At 58.2% G+C, this 20,945-nt stretch carries 12 protein-coding genes; 7 read left to right on the top strand and 5 right to left on the bottom strand.

Annotated elements, in window-relative coordinates; genetic code table 11:
* Positions 1-65: 65 nt before the first annotated feature.
* Together pbpC and BLQ12_RS18935 are read left to right on the top strand one after the other, a co-directional pair.
* The gene (gene pbpC, locus BLQ12_RS18940; protein WP_092213009.1) at positions 66-2,438 is read left to right on the top strand and encodes a penicillin-binding protein 1C; all 2,373 of its coding nucleotides are present in this window, start codon (positions 66-68) and stop codon (positions 2,436-2,438) included.
* A gap of 560 nt (positions 2,439-2,998) precedes the next feature.
* The gene (locus BLQ12_RS18935; protein WP_092213007.1) at positions 2,999-5,542 is read left to right on the top strand and encodes an alkaline phosphatase; all 2,544 of its coding nucleotides are present in this window, start codon (positions 2,999-3,001) and stop codon (positions 5,540-5,542) included.
* A gap of 262 nt (positions 5,543-5,804) precedes the next feature.
* On the opposite strand, the gene BLQ12_RS18930 is transcribed toward BLQ12_RS18935, so the two are convergent.
* On the bottom strand, positions 5,805-7,130 hold the full coding sequence (locus tag BLQ12_RS18930; RefSeq protein ID WP_175469934.1) for an MATE family efflux transporter: 1,326 nt from the start codon (positions 7,128-7,130) through the stop codon (positions 5,805-5,807).
* Between the two features lie 615 nt (positions 7,131-7,745).
* Between BLQ12_RS18930 and BLQ12_RS18925 the strand changes: the two genes are divergently transcribed.
* From BLQ12_RS18925 to BLQ12_RS18915, 3 genes are all read left to right on the top strand, one after another.
* The gene (locus BLQ12_RS18925; RefSeq protein ID WP_092213003.1) at positions 7,746-9,062 is read left to right on the top strand and encodes a (Fe-S)-binding protein; all 1,317 of its coding nucleotides are present in this window, start codon (positions 7,746-7,748) and stop codon (positions 9,060-9,062) included.
* 598 nt (positions 9,063-9,660) lie between these two features.
* Positions 9,661-10,104: a DsrE family protein gene (locus BLQ12_RS18920; RefSeq protein ID WP_092213001.1), complete on the top strand. Its 444-nt coding sequence runs from the start codon at positions 9,661-9,663 to the stop codon at positions 10,102-10,104.
* A 104-nt stretch (positions 10,105-10,208) separates the two neighbouring features.
* Positions 10,209-11,117: a hypothetical protein gene (locus BLQ12_RS18915; protein WP_139164033.1), complete on the top strand. Its 909-nt coding sequence runs from the start codon at positions 10,209-10,211 to the stop codon at positions 11,115-11,117.
* A 333-nt stretch (positions 11,118-11,450) separates the two neighbouring features.
* Here BLQ12_RS18915 and BLQ12_RS18910 read toward each other — a convergent pair whose 3' ends face one another.
* From BLQ12_RS18910 to BLQ12_RS18900, 3 genes are all read right to left on the bottom strand, one after another.
* A complete protein-coding gene (locus tag BLQ12_RS18910) occupies positions 11,451-14,261 on the bottom strand; it encodes a hypothetical protein (protein ID WP_092212998.1) in 2,811 nt (936 codons plus the stop codon).
* Position 14,262: 1 nt separating this feature from the next.
* Positions 14,263-15,882, bottom strand: coding sequence for a hypothetical protein (locus tag BLQ12_RS18905; protein WP_092212996.1), 1,620 nt, complete (start codon positions 15,880-15,882; stop codon positions 14,263-14,265).
* 95 nt (positions 15,883-15,977) lie between these two features.
* Positions 15,978-17,495, bottom strand: a complete 1,518-nt coding sequence (locus BLQ12_RS18900) for a hypothetical protein (RefSeq protein WP_092212994.1) — start codon at positions 17,493-17,495, stop codon at positions 15,978-15,980.
* 375 nt (positions 17,496-17,870) lie between these two features.
* Here BLQ12_RS18900 and BLQ12_RS18895 point away from each other — a divergent pair, with 375 nt between their 5' ends.
* Entirely contained in the window at positions 17,871-18,074 is a 204-nt protein-coding gene (locus BLQ12_RS18895; protein ID WP_092212992.1) for a hypothetical protein, read from the top strand.
* Between the two features lie 335 nt (positions 18,075-18,409).
* Positions 18,410-19,105, top strand: a complete 696-nt coding sequence (locus tag BLQ12_RS18890) for a methyltransferase family protein (RefSeq protein ID WP_175469933.1) — start codon at positions 18,410-18,412, stop codon at positions 19,103-19,105.
* 273 nt (positions 19,106-19,378) lie between these two features.
* On the opposite strand, the gene BLQ12_RS18885 is transcribed toward BLQ12_RS18890, so the two are convergent.
* A complete protein-coding gene (locus BLQ12_RS18885; protein WP_092212989.1) occupies positions 19,379-20,320 on the bottom strand; it encodes a YceI family protein in 942 nt (313 codons plus the stop codon).
* Between the last annotated feature and the right edge of the window lie 625 nt (positions 20,321-20,945).

The following is a 20,945-nucleotide window of genomic DNA, read 5'->3' as shown; positions in this document are numbered from 1 at the left end:
CAACGGGTTGGGCCCCATCGCCCACGGGGCATATTTAGATAAGGCCCACAAGGGAAGGGCAATCCATGGCACGTGTGCTTGCGATCATCAAGGGAACCTGGAGGCTTGCCGTGCTGGCCTGCGCGGTAGTGCTGGCGGTCTGCCTGGACCTGGCCTTCCCGCCGGACATTCCGGCACCGGGTGAGGGCATGGCCGTGACGGTGGTGGACCGGGAAGGGAGCCCTTTGCGGGTGTTTCCCGATGACCGGGGCATCTGGCGGTACCCGGTGACCCTTGAAGAGGTCTCCCCGATCTACATCGAGGCCCTTCTGGCTTACGAGGATCGCTGGTTCTACCGGCATCCCGGGGTGAACCCCCTGGCCATGGCACGTGCCCTTGCAGACGCGATTCGGCACGGGCGCATCGTGTCCGGGGGCTCCACCCTCACCATGCAGGTGGCCCGGATTCTTCACCCCCATCGGCGCACCGTTGCCGGTAAGATCGGCCAGATGCTCCGTGCCCTTCAACTGGAGCGGCGTCTCACCAAAGAGGAGATCCTTACCCTGTACCTGAACCATGCCCCCTTTGGCGGCACCGTGGAAGGGGTGCAGGCCGCGTCCCTGACTTACCTGGGCAAACCCGCCGCTGAGCTGACCCACGCCGAAGCGGCCCTGTTGGCCGTGTTGCCCCAGGCGCCGTCCCGCTATCGGCCCGACCTGCACCCCAACCGGGCCGTTACGGCCCGCAACAAGGTGATACGCCGCCTTGTGGGGTTTGGCCGCTGGGAGCCCTGGCAGGGAGAAGAGGCCCGGGACGAACCCCTGGCCGTCCAGTCCTGGAAGCCCCCGTTTCGAGCGCCGCTTTTGGCCCGTCGCCTGAGGCGAGCCTGTCCGGGTCAGGGGGTGATCCAGACCCCCATAGATCCTTCCCTCCAGGCAGGGTTGGCCGATCTTGCGGTTAACCTGAAGGGCGAGCTGCCGTCCGGGACCTCCGTGGCGTTTCTGGTGGTGGAGAACGACACGGGGCTGGTCAGGGGGTACAAGGGCTCCATGGACTTTTTTGACGAAGGGCGCTTCGGTCACGTGGATATGGTTCGGGCCGTGAGGTCTCCGGGTTCCACCCTGAAGCCCTTCTTGTACGCCGTCGCCCTTGACGAGGGCCTTATTCATTCGGAGAGCCTGCTCATGGACAGCCCCCTGTCCATCGGCGGGTACACGCCCCTTAATTTTACACGCCATTTCTCCGGGCCGGTATCGGCCGCCGATGCCCTGGTCCGGTCCCTGAACGTTCCGGCCGTGGACCTTCTTGACAGGGTGGGACCGGTGCGTTTTGACAGCCTCCTGCGCCAGGCGGGCATTCATCTGCGCTATCCCGAGGGCGGGGAACCCAACCTTGCCATGGTCCTGGGAGGAGTGGGAACCACCCTGGAAGAGTTGGTGGCGGGGTTTTCCGCTTTTGCCAGGGGAGGCAGGGTGATGCCTTTGGGGAGGCTCTCACAGGCCCGGGGCACTGAGACCCAGGTACTCTCGGAAGGGGCAGCCTGGATTATCCGTCGTATCCTGGAGACGCCGGAGAGAAATCGGAACAGGCGGGGGCGCTTCGGCATGCGCAGCAACCGGAAGCTGGCCTGGAAAACCGGGACGAGTTACGGCTTTCGGGATGCCTGGGCCGTGGGCGTCACCGATACCCACACCCTGGGGGTCTGGGTGGGACGCCCCGACGGCACGCCCCTTCCCGGTCACTACGGTGCCGTTACGGCCGTCCCCATCCTGTTTCAGGTGGCCGACCGTCTGCCCCCGGCAGCCCCAACGGGCTCGGTGATGCCCGCAAGTGTGTCCCGGGAAACCGTTTGCTGGCCCCTGGGCGTCTCTTCGTCGGACACCGAGCCCGGCCATTGCCACGTCAAGCGGACGGCCTGGGTTCTCAACGATACCATCCCGCCAACCTTTGCCTCCGGCCGTGAAGACGTCATTATGGCGCCCAATCCCCTTGTCGTCTCCGTGAACCCGGACAACGGCAAAGGGCTTTACGGTCCCTGCCTCGATCGCTGGCTGGCAACCCACCCGGACAGGCCGCATATTCCCACCCGTACCATCGCCAGGTGGCCAGCAGGGGCCATCGCCTTTCTCCCCCCATGGATCCGGGACCGAAGCCGGTTTCCCGACCCCGATCTCACCTGCCGTGCAGGGGAAGCTCCCTTGAGCGCCCCTATCACCATCCACGGCACCCGTGACGGTGCCGTTCTCAAAGACCCCTTAAAACCCGGACAGCCACTCACCGTGGAACTCTGTGCCACCGGCGGCAGCGGTCCCCTGCACTGGATGATCGACCACACCTGGGTGTCCCGAAGCCGTGACGGGGCGTCCGCCCGTATCACCTTTCCCACCCCAGGCAGGCACACCCTGACGGTGATGGACGCCTCGGGGCGGTATGCCGATCTTTCCGTGGTGGTGCGGTAGAGCGATTGGTCCCGCCATTGCATCCGGCGGCTCTGCAGGGGCTAAGCTTTTGCCTGATCTTATAACGACGGGTTTAATAAACAGATTCAGGCCAATCAAAATCAAAGGCGAATGTGATTTTCCCTGAGGAACGAAGGAGAAAGCGCATTCGCAACTTGCTTTCAAGGTGGCACAGCTTGCCACCGGAGGCAGTGCCGTTAAAGATGCCTCCGGCGGCCCTGCCGGGGGCCAACCTTTTAAAAAGGTTGCCAAACAGGTCTTAAAAACAATTCAGTTTGATCTGAATCAGAGGCGAATGTGATTTTCCCTGAGGAACGAAGGGGAAAGCGCATTCGCAACCTGCTTTCGAGGTGGCACACCTCGCCGCCGGAGGCATTGCTTTTGTTTTTTCCTGAGCCCTCTTGACCCTGTGATTCATCAGACTTTAACCATAGGAGGCATCATTTTTGGCTTTATTGGAATACGCACGGAATAATGACACAACGGTAACCCAGGCTTAACACCGAACAGGTAAAGAAAGGCAGCTGTCAAACCACAACCCGTATGTTTCAGGAGGAACCATGAGAATCCTTGGAAAGCAGGGCTGTTTTTGGGGTATTGCGTGTCTTGTGATCGGGCTTTTCGCCCCACCGGCCTCGGCTGCAAAACATGTCATCCTGATGATCAGCGACGGGCAGGGCATGGGCACCGTCATGGCAACGGATTTTTATAACGGCAATCGGGCGGTCTATGAGTCCTTTGAGGGTAAGTATGCCATGACCACCTACAGTGCCCTGGGGACATACGAGCCGGAGCTGGGCTGGCGCCTGTTCGGTTCGCATCTGTTGAATCCCACGGACTCCGCGGCGGCGGCCACGGCCATGGCCATCGGGGTCAAGACTTACCCCGGCATGCTGGGGAAAAGCCCTCTCTTCATGGACATGAAAAACATGGTGGAAACGGCTTCGACCCAGGGGCTGGCCACGGGGGTGGTGACCTCCGTTGAGGTGAGCCACGCCACGCCGGCGGGCATGGTGGCCCACAACATCTCCCGGAACAACTACGAACAGATCGCAGCGCAGATGATTTATGACAGCGATCTTGATGTGATCATGGGTGCAGGCCACCCCATGTTCGACAACAATGGCAACCCGAGGCTCCAAGAGCGGGAGTACAGGTATGTGGGCGGCGAAGAGGTGTTTGAGGACCTCACCGATTCGGATGGTGCCCGGGCAAAGGACGGGCGTTACTGGTCGTTCATGGATGAGAGAGCCGATTTTGAGGCCCTGGCCCAGGGGACCCTTTCGGCGGGCAAGGTGTTTGGCCTGGCAAGAGCCGCCACCACCCTTCAGCAGGGGCGGGAAGGGAACCCCCAGGTGGTGAACGAGAGCAACCGGAACCCGTCTGTTCCCAGCCTTTCGGACATGACTCTGGGGGCGATTCAGGCCTTGTCCGATGACCCGGACGGTTTTTTTCTCATGGTGGAGGGCGGGGCCGTGGACTGGGCCAACCACAGCAATGAAAAGGGCCGCATGATCGAAGAGCAGAGCGCCTTCAACGCGGCCGTTTCCGAGGTGGTGGCCTGGGTGGAGGAGAACAGCAATTGGGAGGAAACCCTTCTCATCGTCACCGCCGACCATGAGTGCGGCTACCTCTGGGGGACGGACGAGAGGGCCTTTGTCCCGGTGGGGGATAACGGGGCGGGCAACCTGCCGGCCATGGTGTTCCACGCCGACACCCACAGCAACGTACCCGTTCCCTGCTATGTGAAGGGCACCGGCGCCGGGCCGTTCCTCGATGGTCTGGTGGACGGTACAGATCCCTTTTTTGCGGAGCTCTTTTCCGGGTTTGACCCGGGATTTTCCGGTGCGTTTATCGACAACACCGATCTGTTTCTTCTTATGAGCCGATGGCTGGAAGGGGAGGATGAGGGCACCAACGGCGCGGGGCACTGGTTCAAAGGGGACCTGCACGCCCACTCCCTGCACAGTGACGGCAACGCTCCGGTTGCCGCCGTTCTGAACAGCGCGGAACACAAAGAGCTCGATTTTTTTGTCCTTACCGAGCACGACACGGACATGTTTGATTCCGAGGACCCCGGCCCGGTCATGCCCACCCATTGGGATGACCCGGATTACACCTCCGAGGAGACCGTGCTCCTCTACGGCGTGGAGTGGACCACCGGCAAGGGCCATGCCAATGCCTGGGCCACAGCGCCCTTTGACTACACGCCCCTGTGGCACGCCAACACCGGTCTGGATGCCGTGGCCGCGGTCTACGGGGCCCATGACGGGGATGCGCTCTTCTCCATCAACCACCCCTCGGCCATTTTCTGCTGCCCCTGGGAGTATGATGTGGACAACGCCGTGGACACCATCGAGATCTGGAACAGCATGTACCGCATCCCGAACCTCAACGGCTGGTCCAGCCATCCGTTCTGGGACGCCGAGCTCCTCAAGGGGCGCCGCATGACAGGGGTGGGGGGCTCGGATACCCACAAACTTGCCGAGTATGCTTCGGACCCCTTTGCAAAGATCGAGGCGGCTCTCTTCGGACACGGCAACCCCACCACCTGGGTTTACGCCGAAGAGAAGACCGGGGATGCCATCCTCCGCAGTTTGAAAAACGGCCATGTCTCCTTGAGCTACGCCCCGGACGCCGAGCGCCTGGACCTGGTGGCCGACCGGGACGGCGACGGATACTTCGAGACCCTCATGGGGGACAACCTGATCCAGACCCCGGGCCGGGAGCTCTCCTTTCAGATCGATATCCGCAACCCGGCCCCGCCGGGCTGGTTTGCCGTGCCCAGGGTCAAAGAACTCACGCCCGAGAATCTGGTGAAGCTCGCGGCAGGGGAGGTGGATCTTCCGGCCCTGCTGGGGCTCCTGGCCGGGAAAGACACCTACCTTGTGGGCGTCTTGAAAAACGGTATCCCCCACAGAGCCTGGATCGTCAGTGGAGGTGCCACCCGCGTGACCTTTGACGACGTCCCGGCATCAAGGGGCAGGACCTACTACCGTGCGGAACTCATGGGAACGCCTGACCTCCTTCTTTTCCAGCGCCTGCTTTACGGCCGGGTGAAGGCGGTCACCAACCCCATCTATGTGAATTTTCCGGCCCGGTGAATGCCAAATTCTATGGTTAAAGTCGGTCCCAAAAACGTGCCTCCGGCGGCGAGGTGAGCCATCTCGAAAGCTGATTGCCCTTGCGCTTCGTCCCTCGTTCCTCGGGTCAAAGCGCAAGGGCCTTTTACTCGGGCTTCGCCCGGCATAAACGCTGATGGCTTGTGCTGGCTGGCTCGCAAGCTTCGAATGATGTCTAACCCTCGTCCATTGCGTTAAAGCGCAACGACATTCATGTCTGGCCTGTCCGTTTGGTTTTAACTGGTCAGCTCCGAAAAGCGGCCTCCGGCGTTGCATCCGTGGCGGCGAACACCTGCCGCCACAGGATCAACACACAGGACAAGCCTGCCGTGAGGTCCGAGAGGAGCTGGCTGGCGGCGATGCCCTTGATGCCGACGTGTCCGGGCAGGACCAGCAGCAGGGGGATCAGGTAGATGCCCTGGCGGGCAAAGGAGACATACATGGCAAGCCCGACGTTGCCCTTGGACTGCTCGAAGATCATGGTAATGAGCTGAACCGGGACCATGGCGAAAAAGCCCATGTAGATGGCAAGGGATCCGGACAGAATCGTGGTCACGGCAGCCTCCGTTGAAAAAAGGGCTGCAAGGGGCCTGGAAAAGATCAAAAAGAGAAGGGACGCCAAGGCGCCGTACCCCGTGCCGATTTTGAGAAGGGCGGAGAGAAGGTCTTTGATTCTTGCGGGGTCTGTGTCCACCACACAGGCCCCGATTAATGACTGGACGCCGTTGGCAAGGCCCATGACGGGCAGGGTGGATACCGTGTAAAGCCGAAGGGCGATGCCGACTCCCGCCACGGCCTCCGCCCCGAAAACGGCGGCCTGTCGATTGACCAGGATCACCGCCAGGACATTGATCGTAAAGGCCATGAAGGTGGGGATCCCGATACTCATGATGGTTACAGAGACTCGGCGGTTTACAGCCCGGATGGTTGGGTGGATACGGCTTTTATTGCTCGAAAAATACCAGATGTATGCTCCCACCGCGGGGATCTGGGCAAGTAAGGTGGCACAGGCTGCTCCCCGGATGCCCAGGTCCAGCCAGAAAATGAAAATCGGGTCGAAGAGGGCGTTGAGGGCAAAGGCAATGATCAAGGTCACCATGGAAAACAGGGTGCCCCCCTGGCTCCGCGCGATGAAGCCGAAGATGGTGTTGGCAAGCACCAGGAGGAAGGCCACTAGGATAAGCCTGCCGTACCTGTAAAAACAGGCTTCGGTCCCAGGGACGGTTCCCATGACACGGGCCACAAGGTCAAATTTCCAGAACATCACCCCAAGGTAGGCCCCCCCTGCCAGAATTCCCAGCATCAGGCCGCTGCTGGCGGCCACATGGGCGTGGGCAAGGTCATTTCGCCCGATGCTCCGTGAGGTGATGGCCGCCGTGCCGATGCCGATGCTCTGGCCCAACGCGATGAGCACAAAGGTCAGGGGGTAGGTGAGGTTGACGGTTGCCAGCTCGGACACCCCCAGAAATCCCACGAAATACGCATTGAGGACCTGGTACATGGCCTGGATGATCAGGCCGAAGATGGTGGGGGCGGAGAGCGTCAGGATTTTTGAGTAAAGGCGATTCATGGACCGGACCTTGACTTGTGTTGTTTGAAAAACCGGCATTTTTTTTGCGCTGAACAGGTCTTTGCAGGCATGGGGGGGGACGTCGCATGGTTTGTCCTGCAAGGCATCTTGCCATGTATACCCTTGTGGGAAAGTCCCGTCCACAGGGGCACTTGCTTATCTGGGCGTACGGACAATGCCTTCATGTCGCGGAGATGGCGTGTTGAACGGTGTTTGTCTGTGGGGAAGAACCGTGGTCGCGAAAGAAGATCGTGGGCCTTCACGCTCTGCGCCCGACCCGGATATCTCCTTGGATTTTGTCGTGGGCAAACCTTGCGTATTTACAGGGGATGACGGGTTTGGTAGAGTTGGATTTATGGCGTGTGTCTTTGGCATTTGGTGTATATCGGCTGTTTTCTCCTTCCTCACTCTCTGTCCGTCTCTGCCTTCATTTTCTCTCCTCTCACCGATTCCTGACTTCAGGTGATACCTGCGCGTGTCATCTTGTTGTCGGTCTTCCAGCAGGGAGCATGCCGTCCGCCGGTACCGGCCAGGACCATGTGTCGCGTCATCTCTTGTGATGCGGGCCGGGCCTTCGCCCTTCTGAAAAAGCCATCAAAATAAGGAATAGAACCCATGAGTGAGAAGCCTGTGAAATTGACAGGGGGATCCAAAAGCCCCTTTAAGGACATGGTCATGAAGCTCCTCCCGAAGGGAGGGAACCTCAATTCCTGCCTGACCTGCGGGGTCTGTGCTTCGGGCTGCCCTGCCACGGGACTGGATGACATGGACCCCAGAAAGTTTCTGCGCATGGCCGCCCTCGGCATGGATGAGGAGATCAAAAAGAGCCGGTGGCCCTGGTTCTGCACCATGTGCATGCGGTGTGTGCATGCCTGCCCCATGGAGATCAATATCCCCCAGCTCGTGTTCAACGCGCGGAGGCTTCGTCCCCGGGAGGAGATGCCCAAGGGCATTCTGGGTTCCTGCGACATGGCCCTGGCCAAGCCCACCAACAGCGCCATGGGGTGTACCCAGGAAGATTTTGCCTTTGTGGTGGAAGATATCCTCGACGAAATCAAGGAGGAGTATCCCATCTGGGAGGAGCGCAACCTGCAGGCCCCCATCGACAAGAAGGGGGCGGAATATTTTATCAACCAGAACTCCAGGGAGCCCATGATCGAGCCCGAAGAGATGGGCCCTTTGTGGAAAATCCTGAACCTTGCCGGGGTGGACTGGACCTACGGCAGCACCGGGTGGGCCGCCGAGAACTACTGCATGTTCATGGCCGACGACGAGGGGTGGAAGGAGCTCACCGCCCGCAGCGCCATGCAATGTGAGGAACTGGGGTGCAAGACGTTTTTGAATACCGAATGAGGACACATCACCTTTGCAGTCCTGGTGGGACTGGATAAATTCAAGATTCCTCATAATTTCAAAGTCGAGACCATGTACACCCTTTATGCCCGGTGGATTCGCGAAGGAAAACTCAAGCCGGATCCCAGCTGGAACGATGAGCTGAAAATTAAATTTACCCTTCAGGACCCCTGCCAGATCGTCAGGAAATCCTTTGGGGATCCTGCGGCGGATGATATGCGGTTTGTGGTCAAGTCGTGCGTGGGGGAAGAGAACTTCGTGGATATGTACCCCAACAAATCCAACAACTTCTGCTGCGGCGGGGGCGGCGGGTTCCTTCAGTCCGGCTTTAAGGAAGAACGGCTCGCCTACGGACAGATAAAGGATCTGCAGATCAAGAAAACCCAGGCAACCTATTGTGTCACGGGTTGTCACAACTGCCATGCCCAGATTCACGAGCTGGGAGATCACTTCGGGGGCGGGTATCACGCCGTCCATGCCTGGACCATTCTGGCCCTGGCATTGGGCGTTCTGGGCAGTTCCGAGCGGATTCACCTGGGCGAAGATCTTCAGGAGGTGAACCTTCCCGATCCGGGTTGATCAGCTTGCCTTCTATGGTCAACGTGGACAGGAAAAGCATGCCTCCTCGAAAGCAGGTTGCGAATTGCGCTTTCCCCTTCGTTCCTCAGGGAAAATCACATTCGCCTTTGATTGGCCTGAATCTGTTTTTTAAAGCCTGTTTATTAAACCCGTCGTTGTAAGATCAGGCAAAAGTTTAGCCCCCGGCAGGTCCGCCGGAGGCATCTTTAACCGCACTGTCTCCGGCGGCCAGGTGATGATCCCCTGGACCCCAGGCTGCGAATGCCCTCCCCCTTCGTTTCCCAGGGAGAGGGCATTCTTTTTGTGCCGGACTTCACTGATTTTGTATAAATGTCACAGGTTGTTATGGGATATTGTTCTTTCTTTTTGCGGCTTGGGGTATTAGACTTATCGCGACGATTGACCGGTGCCGATATGTCGTGACTCGGTGCGGGGCAAACCGCAGCTTTCCTTTCCATGAAATCATTACCATTCCCTGTTTTTCTTTTGAACCGTTGTGGCATGCACTCCGGTTTTCTTTGTTGGGCCCTGGTGCCTGCCCTTCGGATATGTCGATCTGTTTCAGACTGCCAACTGCAAAAAAGCAAAGGAGGAGCACATGAAAAAGCTGAGCGTGTTTTTGTCCATACTTCTGTTGATCGGGTTGGTCTGTTTTGGTGTTGCATGTCAGGGCGGTGCCGAGGCTCCCAGGGACGGTGTTTTTCTTCACATCAGCCACGGTGCGGATGATCCCCACAGGCTGTTGATGGCCTTGAACATGGCCAGCATCATGGCCGAGGACAAGGATGTCCTCGTCTATTTTGACATCAAGGGCGTGGAGGCTGTTCTCCGTGATGCCGAGGAGATCACCTTTGCACATTTTCCTTCCTCGAAAGCGTCCCTGAAATCGCTCATGGACAAGAACGCGGTCCTCATGGCCTGCCCGGGATGCCTGAAGGCGGCGGGAAAGAGCAAAGACGATCTGGCCGAGGGAATTCGGGTTGCCGATAAGAAGGCTTTTTTCTCCTTTACCAAAGGACGTATTGTGACCCTTGACTATTGATTGCTCCGGCAAGGCCATGGCGCGTCGTCCATATCGGGTGACCTGTGCCGTGTTTAACTTGCTTTGGCCTTTAGGCATGAGCAAAAACATGCGATGAAAGAGAGATGAAACTTAAAATCTCTCTTTTGTCGGTATTGTTTGTTTTCTGTTGGGTGCCACTGGCGTGTGCCTGCACGGGTTTTGCCGTGTATGGCGAGCAGATCGTCTACGGCATGAATTTTGACTATTTTTCCATCCCTTTAAAATTTTTGATTGAATCCCGTGGCGGCATGAACGTGTTTCACCTGGCCTTTCTCTATGAGAAAACCCAGGATGATCCCAGGTTCAGGAACTATTACGCCAAAACCTGCGGCATGAATGACCGGGGGCTCTTTTGCTCCTGCCAGGAGGTGGAACCCTATGTGCAGGGCCTTGAGAGTTTGGGGGAAGGGGAGGGGGACATCGGAGATCAATACGATGCGCTGGAAACCTGTACCTGCGTAGATGATGTCCGGCGACTGATCCCGTCAACGCGGTGGGTCCAGTCCCCGGGGCCTTCGGTGCACAACCTGTTTGCCGACACAGGTGGTCATGCCATGGTCACCGAGACGGACAACAGAGATCACGTCATCACTGACATGGGCGGTGATTTTCTGGTCATGGCAAATTTTCCCAATCATGCCATGGCCGGAAAGCCTTTGGACGAGGTGGTGGGCGTCGGGGCGGAACGGTACCGGCGGGCCCATACGTACCTGGCGGCGCATAAGCAGTCCTTCGGTGTGTCCCAGGGGTTTGATCTGTTGGGGCAGGTGGTCTGTGATGATCCGGGGTGCACGACCCTGTGTTCCATGGTGTGTCTGCCCCGGGAACGAACCATTTACCTGACCACGGACCCGAAGATGGAAAAGATCTGGAAGGTCTCTCTGGGCAGGAACGTCATTGAAACGGATCGGGGGTACGCTGCGAGTATTCAGCATCCGTTGGGGCACGAGGGCATCCTGGCTGCAGATTTGGAATCCATGGCCTGCCCATGACGGAGGCGGGTCGGTTTTGCGGTTTTTTTTGATGCAACATGCACATGGCCCCGGGCAGGATTGCCGGGGCCATGTTGCGTTTTTGCAAACGGTTCAGCTCAAAATGGCCTCCGGCGGCTCTGCCGGGGGCCAAACTTTTTAAAAGTTTGCCATACAGGTTTGAGGTGATTTTATGAAAATCTTCGCGGATGCTTTCACCCCGAGGAACGAGGGGGGAAAGCATTCGCAATCTGCTTTCAAGGTGGCACACCTTGCCGTCGGAGGCATCTTTTTGTTTTATCCTGAGCCCTCTTGACCCTGTGGTTCATTCGACTTTAATCGTAGACGATTTTTTCAGGCAAAGACGTAGTTGGTTCCGTGGAACTCGATGCGGGCCGCGCTGAGGCCGGAGAGGTCCAGCCCGGGGTTCAGGTCGGGGTCGATTTTGAACTGCCACTGGGTAAAGGGGCCCAGGGCCGCATATTCGCTTGTTCCCTGGTCCGCATTTTGTTCCACCCCGAAGTTGGCGTCTTCAAAAATTTTTTTGGTTGTGAGGTTGTAGGTGAACAGCTTGGTGACGGGTTCATGGGTGAAGGTGAAGCGGTTGTTCGCCTGGTCGTAGATCTCTTCCCCGCCGGTGTGGGTGATGTGGATGCTGAGGGTTTCCGAATCTGTTTTGACACCGTCCAGCCAGAGCCGCACGCGGGAGATGCGGACATCGCACATGCCGGCAAAGACGCTGTCGGCCTTGCCGGTGGTGAGGCTGGGGGCGGCAAGGGAGATCGTCATGAGGTTCAGGTACGGCAGCACCGAACGTTCCCCCTGACCCACCTCCACCATCAGCCCCTTTTCGTCGGGCTTGTCCGGGAAGTGCTGGGCGTTGGAACCGAAGTGTTCCAGGGCCTTGTCGGTCTTGGCCAGCAGGTCGCTTTTGGCGGCCAGCAGGGCGGAGGCATTGAGGGTGGGCAGGTTGCCTGAAAAGGTGCTGCTGATGATCTCAGCGTCGGACAGGGCCCAGAACCTGTAGGCTTGCTGGGTCAGGTCCATGAACTCCATGATCTGCTGTCGGGCCGTGTAATAGCTTCGGGACATGAAGCTGACCATGTCGGGGAGGGAAGGGTCCATGGTGGAGAGGACCTTGGCGGTGTAGGTGGCGTCTTCAGCGGTGAGGCTGTCGATGAGCTGGTGGTTTTTCAGGGCCACGATGACCTGGGCGTTGTACTGGAGGATGTGGTTGTTTCTCTCCTGGACCTTCTGGACGTAGGCGTCGAAGGCCTTTTTCAATTCCTTGAGATCGTCGGGGAACTGGTCTTTGAAGTCATTGAAGAACGTCTGGAACTGCTGCTCTTCGGCCATAAGCTTGGCCCCGCCCGGGTCGTCGGGTTTCAGGGTCCCGTCGTTTAAAGCCTCGTAGCCCTCCTGCAACCCTTTGACGCTGGACTGCACCGTCTGGATTTCGTCCACCAGGTAGTCTTTGTTCACCGCAATCCCCCGGCTGTCCGTGACCTTGGACAGGGAGTTGTGAAGAAACTCTGCTCCCTGGGTCAGTGCCATGAACTTGGACTCCGGGGCAAAGGCCACCATGCTCATGTTCTGGAGGAAGCTGTCGAAGTTGAAGTCAAAGTGGTCCTTGACCTTGGTCTCAAAGGTTTTGAGGAGGTCCGTCACCTTCTTTTTCAGGGTCGGCAGGATGCTCTGGTAGCTGTCGATGACCCCCGCCTGTTTGATAAGAAGGACTTTCAGCATCCGGATCTGGCTTTTTGCGTTGCTGATGAGGGCCTCGTTTTTCTGCCGTGTGGTGACCACGGATGCGATCTCCGTCTTTTTCTCTTTCAGTTTGGCAAAGTAGTCGTCGTAGGCGGCCTGGATGAGGCTGAAGTTGGCCATGAGTTCATCCAGGGTTTGAAAGAGGCTGTCAAAGGAGACCAGGGGGACGTGATCGGCGGCAAATCCGAAGAGGTCCTGGCCCTGTTTGATCTGCAGCAGGGCGTTAACCGCCTGGGCATGGAGGCTCTGGAGCTGCTGCACCGCCCCCAGGGCACCGTACTCGGTTTCATGGGCCGTGTAATAGGAACGCAGGGCCTTGTTTTCCGGGGTGGCGTAGGCAAAGGGCGCGGTCTTTTCCTCGATCTGCTGAAAAAGGACCATGGTGTCGGTGACAGACTGGGGGCGGCCCACCGGGTCCATGGTCCAGTAGGTGAGCCTGGCTTTGTCCATGAGGCGGCTCACCTGGCTGGGGTGGACGAAAAATCCCGGGGCGGTGTGTCCCGTCTCCCAGTCCAGCTGGGAGAGCCGGCCAAAGGTAAAGAGGCTTTTGCTTCCCGGGGATCCCGGGGAGCCGTTGGTTCCCGGGGTTTTGCCCTGGCCGTAGGTGCCGTAGATTCCGCCGTTGACCACCAGGTTGCCGTGGAGGGTGTTGTCGAATTGGGAGTCCATGGATGCCAACTCGTCGGCCACGGCTTGAAGGGCACGGGTGGAGTCGTCCAGGCTCTTGGCCCGGGCTGCTTTGGTGAGAAGGGGGATCAATGACGCCCATTGGGTGTCGGCTTTGTAGGCCCCGATGATGGGGGTCAGAGCCACATGCCGCCGGGCAAGGTTGTCCAGCCCGGCGACGGCTCGAAGGCTGTCCAGCAGGTTGCAGCAGCTGAGGCCCACCAGGACCTCCGCCGTGCCACCGTTTCCTCCGTCTCCCCCATCCCCCCCGTCGGTGTTGATTTTTCCCTGCTGCCCGTCTCCTCCGGCCCCCCCCGCAACAGACACCTTGAAGTTGAGCCGGTTGTCGGCCACGTTCTGGAGATAGAGGCGAAAGGTACCTCCCGGTTCTCCGGAACCTCCGGGCTGCCCTTTTTCATTGGGGTTCTGGTTGGGGGTGTCCGGGCTGGTGCCCGGTTTGCCGGAGAGATCGAAGAGCCCCGGGCCGGTGGTGGTGAGGCTCTGCAGGGAAAACAGGCTGTTCTTGAGTTTGACGGACTGGCTCAGGAGGCATCCCTGGCCGTAGAGGTAGACATGGTCGTAGGCGGTGAGGTCGTCGCCGATGTCCGTGTCTTTGCCCAGGGATACTTCGTCCAGGACGCTGATGATAAAGAGGTTGCCCCCCGACGCCAGGGTCTGGAAAGCCTCCTGGGGGTTGGAGAGCAGGTTGGTGTCGGTTTTGGGATTGCTCATGTCATTTCCCCTCGAATACGTGGTCTTTAAGGGCCGCCCGACGCTCTGCCGCCTCTTTGTCCTTCTCCTCGGCCTCTTTTTGGGCGGCTTCGTTGCTCTTTTGGGCCTCTTCGGCCGTGGTGTATTTTTCGTCTTCCGCCTTGAGCTTGTCCGTCAGGTCAGCCAGTTCCCGGGTCAGCTCTTGTTGGGTCTTTTTCAGGTCCGGATCGTCGGGTTTGGTCTTGAGTTTTTCCTCCACCTCTTTGAGCTGCTGGTTTTTGGTCTCCATGGAGGCGCTGGTCTCCTGCCTGGCTGTGCCCGCTTCGGCGATGGTGGCCTGGATGGTGCCCGCCTCCTGGGAAAGAAGGTGCTGCTTTTTCTCCAGAAGCACCTGGTCGGTGACGGTCTGAAGGTAGCCCGGGGCCCCGGACACCTTTTCGGTCAATTTTGCCAGGCGCTCCTTGACCATCTGGGATTGGAAGAGGGTGGCCACGCCCGAGACCTGAATCCGGGTGACCAGGTCGGTAAATCCCGGTTCCGGGGCGATGAGGCTCACGCCGGTTTTGGTGAGGGCCAAAGCCACCGAATCCATGACACCGTCCTGCATGGTTTTGTTCAAGTCGTCAACAGAGGTGTCAAAGGGCGTATCCATGGCCGACAGTTGGCGGTTCACCGAGTCGGCAATGGCCTTGTCCACGGTGGTGGGCTCAAAGGACCAGTCCACTTCCTTGGACATGTCCCGGACCTTTTTTTCCAGGGGGGAGAGGACCTCCAGCTGTTCGGGCAGGGGCACGAGTTTTTTGCTCTCCGGCTGGTCGAACATGGCGTTGTAAGTGAGGTCGTCCATGGTGTAGGCCTGGCGGACCACGGTGCTGCCGTCTTTCAGGATCTGGTAGCCAGAGGCTCGGCCCTGGGGCTCCACGTCCAGGACCATCTGGCCCTGGTCGCATCGGAAAATCGTGTTGAACCCGCCGAGCTCCCGCGCTGAGGAGACCTGGATGCACGGCAGGTCAAAGGCTTCGAAGGCGGCGTTGCCCACGGCCCGGGTAAAGCTGTAATCCTCTCCCAGGTAGAGATCCTTCAGGCTGCGTCCCTTGACGATGTCCGCCCCCTCCTTGAGCATGTTTTTGTAGATCAGTTGGGGATAGCTCATGGGGTCTGCGGTGAACCGGAGGTTCAGCCCGTCCTGGCTCTGGTTGAAGGTGTAGAGGAAGACGCTGCGCAGGTTGCCTGCTTTTTCCATTTTGGCTTGGGGGGCTTTGCCCGCCTCGTAGTGCATGTACTCCACCGGGGTCTGGGGATCCAGGGGCGTGTCCGTGAGGGACTGGGTCATGTAGTGCTTCATCTCGGCAAAGGTAAAGTCCGTGTCAAACAGGAATTCGTTGGAGGTATACAGGCCCTGGCTGCCGCCCCCTTTGCCGTCGGTGCCGGTCCAGCGGTTGTTGTCTTTGCTTAAGGGCTGCCAGACCTTGAGCACCTCGTTCCAGAGCTGGGGCCGGTCTGCGATGTAGCTGCCGTAGCGGTAGACGGCGTCGCCTTTGGTGAACGAGACCGTGCGGCTCGTCAGCGGGGTTTGCTTGAAGACGGTTTTGGCCATGTGGAACGCCAGATCATACAACAAGACCTCAAGTTGTTTGGGCATGGGGATTCTCCTTACGTTGACGGCCCGGCCATTTGCCGGGCCCGTTGTGTTGTTGTCGTTCCGCGTTTCCTGCCTGCGGTGTGAGCCGGGTACGGCTATCTGGCGTTTACCTGCCCCACCAGCAGAAAGTCCATGGGGGTCTTGACACCGGCGGAGGCATCAAAGTTGATCATTGTCTCACCGGGGGCCAGCAGGTTGGTCTCCATGAGGAAGTTCAACCCCTTGAGGTCTATGGTGAGGCTTTTGGGCATCACAAGGTGGTCGTCCAGGTTGTCGTAGAACGAAGGATGGGACTCCACGCAGCCCACCAGTCGTTTCCAGAAGCTGCAGCCGTCGTTGTGAAGCCCCACATGGATGTTTTTGGGGGTGATGGAGATGGAGGCGATGCTGATTTCGTCGGTGGTGGTGTTCAGGCTGATGGTACCGCCGTCCTGTTCATAGGAGAGGGTCACCTTGACCCCGCCCCATTGGTTGGAGGAGGACTGGCCGAAGGAGGAGCTTTCGGACCAGGAGGTGTCGGCAGAGGCCTGCCAGTTAAGGGACACACTGCCGTCTGCGATCTGCATGCGGATGGGGTGGTCCTTGAAGTTGATGTCAAAGCCCTTGTAGTAATGGCTGCCGAAGAACCAGTGGCCCGAGTCGTCCTTGGCAAGGACTTCCAGGTCCTTGCTCACATTGCATGCGATGCCCTTGGGCACCGATTCGTAGGTCACCGTAAACCCTTCGCCCTGAAGCTGCCTGGTAATGTAGCAGGTGGTGAGGAGCTGGTAGCCCAGGATGAGGCTGGCGGTGTAGCCATCCGGAATGGGGAGCATCTCTTTGGTGCCCGGCTGAAACGAGGGGTTGCGGTTGCCCGGAGGGTTGCCGCTCTCCTTGACCTGAATGTAAAGGCTCAGAATACCGGTATCTCCGTCTCCTTCCGAGGCAAAGACAAAGGATTTCGGCGTGAGAAGCACGCTTCCCTGGGAGGCCTTGTCGTTGTTCACCTGGGCCAGGGCGTAATCGATCTCTTTGACATGGTAGGTAAAGTAGCTCTCCACGGCGTCGACAAACTGCGGGTTGATGATGGCCTTGAGGGACGGGTCCGGTTCGGGCATGATCTTGAACTGGGTGCCCTTTTCATTGGCAAAGTGGAGGATCACGTGGCTCTGGCTGGTCTTGTCGTCATCAAAGGTGACGATGTCTCCCTTGGAGGAGACCTTGCCGGTGTCGCCCGTGACGGCCGCCAGGGGGACATAGGCATCCACGCTGTATTTATTCTCTGGGAAATCGGCTGTCTTGAAGGGCTTCTCCTGGCCTTTCAAATAGATGCTGTAGGTGCCCTTGGTGATGAGCATGGTGAGGTTGGCCTGGTCCGAGCGGCCGGCGATGAATTTCAGGGTGGGTTGGCCGAGGAAGAGGTCGTATTTCACCGTAAAGGGCTCCCCGGTCAGGGGGTCGTCTTCCTGGACATCAAAGTGCATCTCAGTGACCAGCTGTTTTTTTGCGTAGGCTGTGGCGAGAAAGTCGTTGAGCTGTTTGGTGGTGTAGGAACAGACCATGTCCCAGTTGTTGGTGGAAGAGCTTCCGTTCATGGCGTTCACAAGGTTTTTCAGTGTGGGGTAGGTGCTCATGTGTCCTCCAAAAGAGTGTTAGTGACCCGTGAATGATGAATGTTCTGCTGCTATGGCGTGTTTATGACGTTAAACGCGACGCGGGTGCGCCTTTTATGGAGAATAAGCCGTGATAAACGTACATGTTCGGGTGGGCGGTAAGGTGCCTGAGCATTGGGGCAGGCAATCGTACGGCGGTGCTGTCAGCGGGCTGAGCGGTTCTTTTCCTTATCCGGTATGTGTGTATCGCATCAGGTACGGGGCATGCGAAAACGTGTCGCGAATCTTGCGATGTGACAAACAAGGGGGGCGGAACGCCTGCCCTGGGCTGAGGTATGAATCGCTTTGGCGTCTGGCCTGTCTGTTTATGCTTTTTTCTGTGGGGTTGGAAGGGGCATGGAATCCATGGGATGGGTCCGGTACGGCCCCGTTTCTGTTTTTTATGTGTTGAACTATAAGGATTTTCAGATCCTTTGCCAAGGGAAAAAAGACCGGCCCTTTACAGCACTCATTTTACTTTTTTTTGGCGGGGTTTTGGGGCTTTCAGGCGTCATTGATTATCGCGAAGGGATGTTTTCTGGGCATCCCTCGTACTTTTGATTCGTAATGTGTCTCGTTAATCTCCTTTAATATCGCGGGCCCCGACAGGGATCTGTGAAATGGATGGCTCCATATTTTTGTGTTGAAGCATGGCGGGTTGTGTCGTATGCCTATTCTAATCGTTGGGTATATAGAATGAGTCATGGGGGCGGACATCGGGAGACCTGCACGTTCGATGCGCTGCAGGCGGGACCATCATGCTGAGGGATTGACCCGGGGTGGTCATCACTACCATCGATTCGTGATCATGATTATGGATATATGGGAAATTGATGGTTTGGGAGGTCAGGGGGATGGCAGCCCACCCGTACGATTTTTCGAAAAGGAGACGTTTGTTGTCACAAAAATTGAACAGAGATGGATTGAAGTACCTGTTTGCTCCCATTCGCTGGAGCCTCCTCATGGGCGTTGCCTTTTTTCTTGCCGCCGGGCGATGGGATATTTTCAGGGCCTGGCTTGCCTTCGGTATCCATGTGGCCGGGGCCGTTACCGGAGCCTACCTGATGCTGCGGTTCGCACCGGGACTGGCCAATCAGAGGGCGGAGGCCAGGGAGGGGACCAAGGGATGGGACAAGCTCATTTTGCTTTCCTACTTTTTGGTGTTGATCCTCGGTGTTCCCATCGTGGCGGGGTTGGATCTGGGGCGGCTCGGAGGCGTGCAGATGGAAGGGGGCAGTTGCGGGGTGGGACTTGTCCTGTACCTTGGCTTTTTCCTGTTGTTTTATTGGGCCATGTTGGTCAATGAGCATTTTGAAGGGACCGCCCGTATCCAGAAAGAGCGGGGGCATAAAGTCGTCACCCGTGGCCCTTATGGCGTAGTGCGTCACCCCGGGTATGTGGCCATGGTGTTCGTCTGCCTGGCCGATCCGTTTATCATCGGCTCCAGGCTGGCGCTGATCCTGAGTTTCGTTGGCATTGGGGCCACGGTACTCCGCACCTTCCTGGAAGACAGGATGCTGCAGGAGGAACTGGAAGGATATGCAGAGTACGCAACGACGGTGAGGTACCGGTTGATTCCCGGAGTGTGGTAACCACATTTGGCTCGTCACTGCATCCGTTTTATCGGTTATCCGCTGTGTGTTTTTATCGTTTCTTCCCACTGGACCCGATTCGCTCGGGGGCAAAGGAGGGCGGTGTGAGATCCATTGACGAGATGTCGCAGAAAGAGACGGTTGACATTGCTCACCGGTTCAATCCGGAGTGTGGCCTGTGCCTGATGCATCATCACGGGGCATGGGCAGGGGAGATTCGGTTGTTTGTTTGAAGCGCTTGCAATGTCTCCGGCTGCAGCGTTTTTCCCTGACTTACGTCTGGCTTTTTTGTGCCTTGATGCGGATCTCGAAGCTGATGAGGTCGAAGACGAGGTGCATGCCGAGGTGTTCGAAAAATTTGGATGAGCCGTAGATCACCTTCCACCGGGTGCGGTCCAGGTCGAAGTGGGCTTCGGCCGCCAGGTGGCCTTCGTCGGTGGGGGTAACGGTGGCGGGAAAGGCGAGGGGGGCAGTGACGCCGCCGAGTTCAAGCTGTCCACGGACCTTGCAGTTGGGAACGCTCAAAAAGGGCTCCGGCACGGGGGCTGCGTCTTCCATGGTGAAGCGGGCCACGGGAAAGCGCCGGGTGAAGAAGAAGTCATCTGATTTCAGGTGGTCTTCCAGGACCTGTTGCAGCTCATCTCCTTCCAGATTGATGTTGGCGATGGTGTTCATGTCGATGTCGAAGTGTCCGGTGACGGTTCCGCCCTTTGCGTCCACGGATCCCGAGGCAAGACGAACTTGGCCGTGGTGGCGGCTTGCAGGGTTCCGGCCGACCCATAGGATAGAGCTCTCCTCTGTGTCGATGCGGTAGGTACCGTCGGGAATGGTCAGCGTTCTCTGGGGGGCATGGACCACCTCCGGTGCGCTTCCCTCAAGGGGCAGCCCCTTTTCGTTCCATGCGCTGAGTCCCCCTGACAGGACATGGAGGCGGCGGTACCCGGCGCGGTGAAGCTTGCGTGCCGCCGTATCCGCGTCCATGGAGCGATGGCTGGAGCCGTAAAGGACGATGACGGCTTCCGGATCCCTGGTGGCGCCTTCGACCTGTTCCAGAAAATTGATCTCAAACACCGAAGCCCTCAATGCTCGCGGCAGGCGTATCTTGGTGTAGTGGTCCTCGGTGAGGGTATGCAGCAGGTAAAAGGGCTTTTCCTCTTCCAGCCAGCGGCTGAGGGTTTCCGGTGACAGAAGCGCGTAGGGAAGGGGGGCGGTCATGGTGTCTCCTTTGCAGCGCCCTGGTTGTTGCGCTGCGTTGTTTATGGCCGGGGTTGTCGTTAACCCGGATAGTCCACGATTAAGAGCCTTTCGTGTCCATACTGCAGGGTAAAGGGGGGGGGCCGTTGTTGCCCCTCGGCGAAATCGCCTTCAATCCGGGCGGTATTGCTCCTGTCATACGAAATCAACCTGATTTCGCGTTTTCTCCGTTTAATGGGGCCTGCCGCACATGGGTCCGATGAATATAATGCTTCGCCCTTCCTTATTATGTTTGTAACCCACGCAGGTTGTTGATATATTCATCGGGTAATCACCGGTACTGGTGAGTGTGGTGCACTGCGATACTCAGTGACATCGCAAGGCCAGTCGTCTTTCAAGCCAGTCATGCCTTTCTGTTCGGATGTCCACATATTTACTTTTTGAAATTCGGCCTTAGGACCACAGTCGCTTAGGCGATGGATTTTGTCCATCCAGCCTGTCATATGCGTGCTGTTGGCTTCTTCGGAATCCGGGAGGATGATGGAAATCATACCATACTGTGAGGCCTGTTGCATTGGTAAATCGGGAGCAGGCTGTGGGCAGGTTCCCTTATAGATGGCGGGCTTTTTTTATCGATTCTCGGAAC

It is taken from the genome of Desulfoluna spongiiphila, from assembly GCF_900101345.1.
Classification (GTDB): Bacteria; Desulfobacterota; Desulfobacteria; order Desulfobacterales; family Desulfolunaceae; genus Desulfoluna; species Desulfoluna spongiiphila.
Note: the sequence above shows the minus strand (reverse complement) of the source record. Positions and strands in the feature narration are given on the sequence as shown.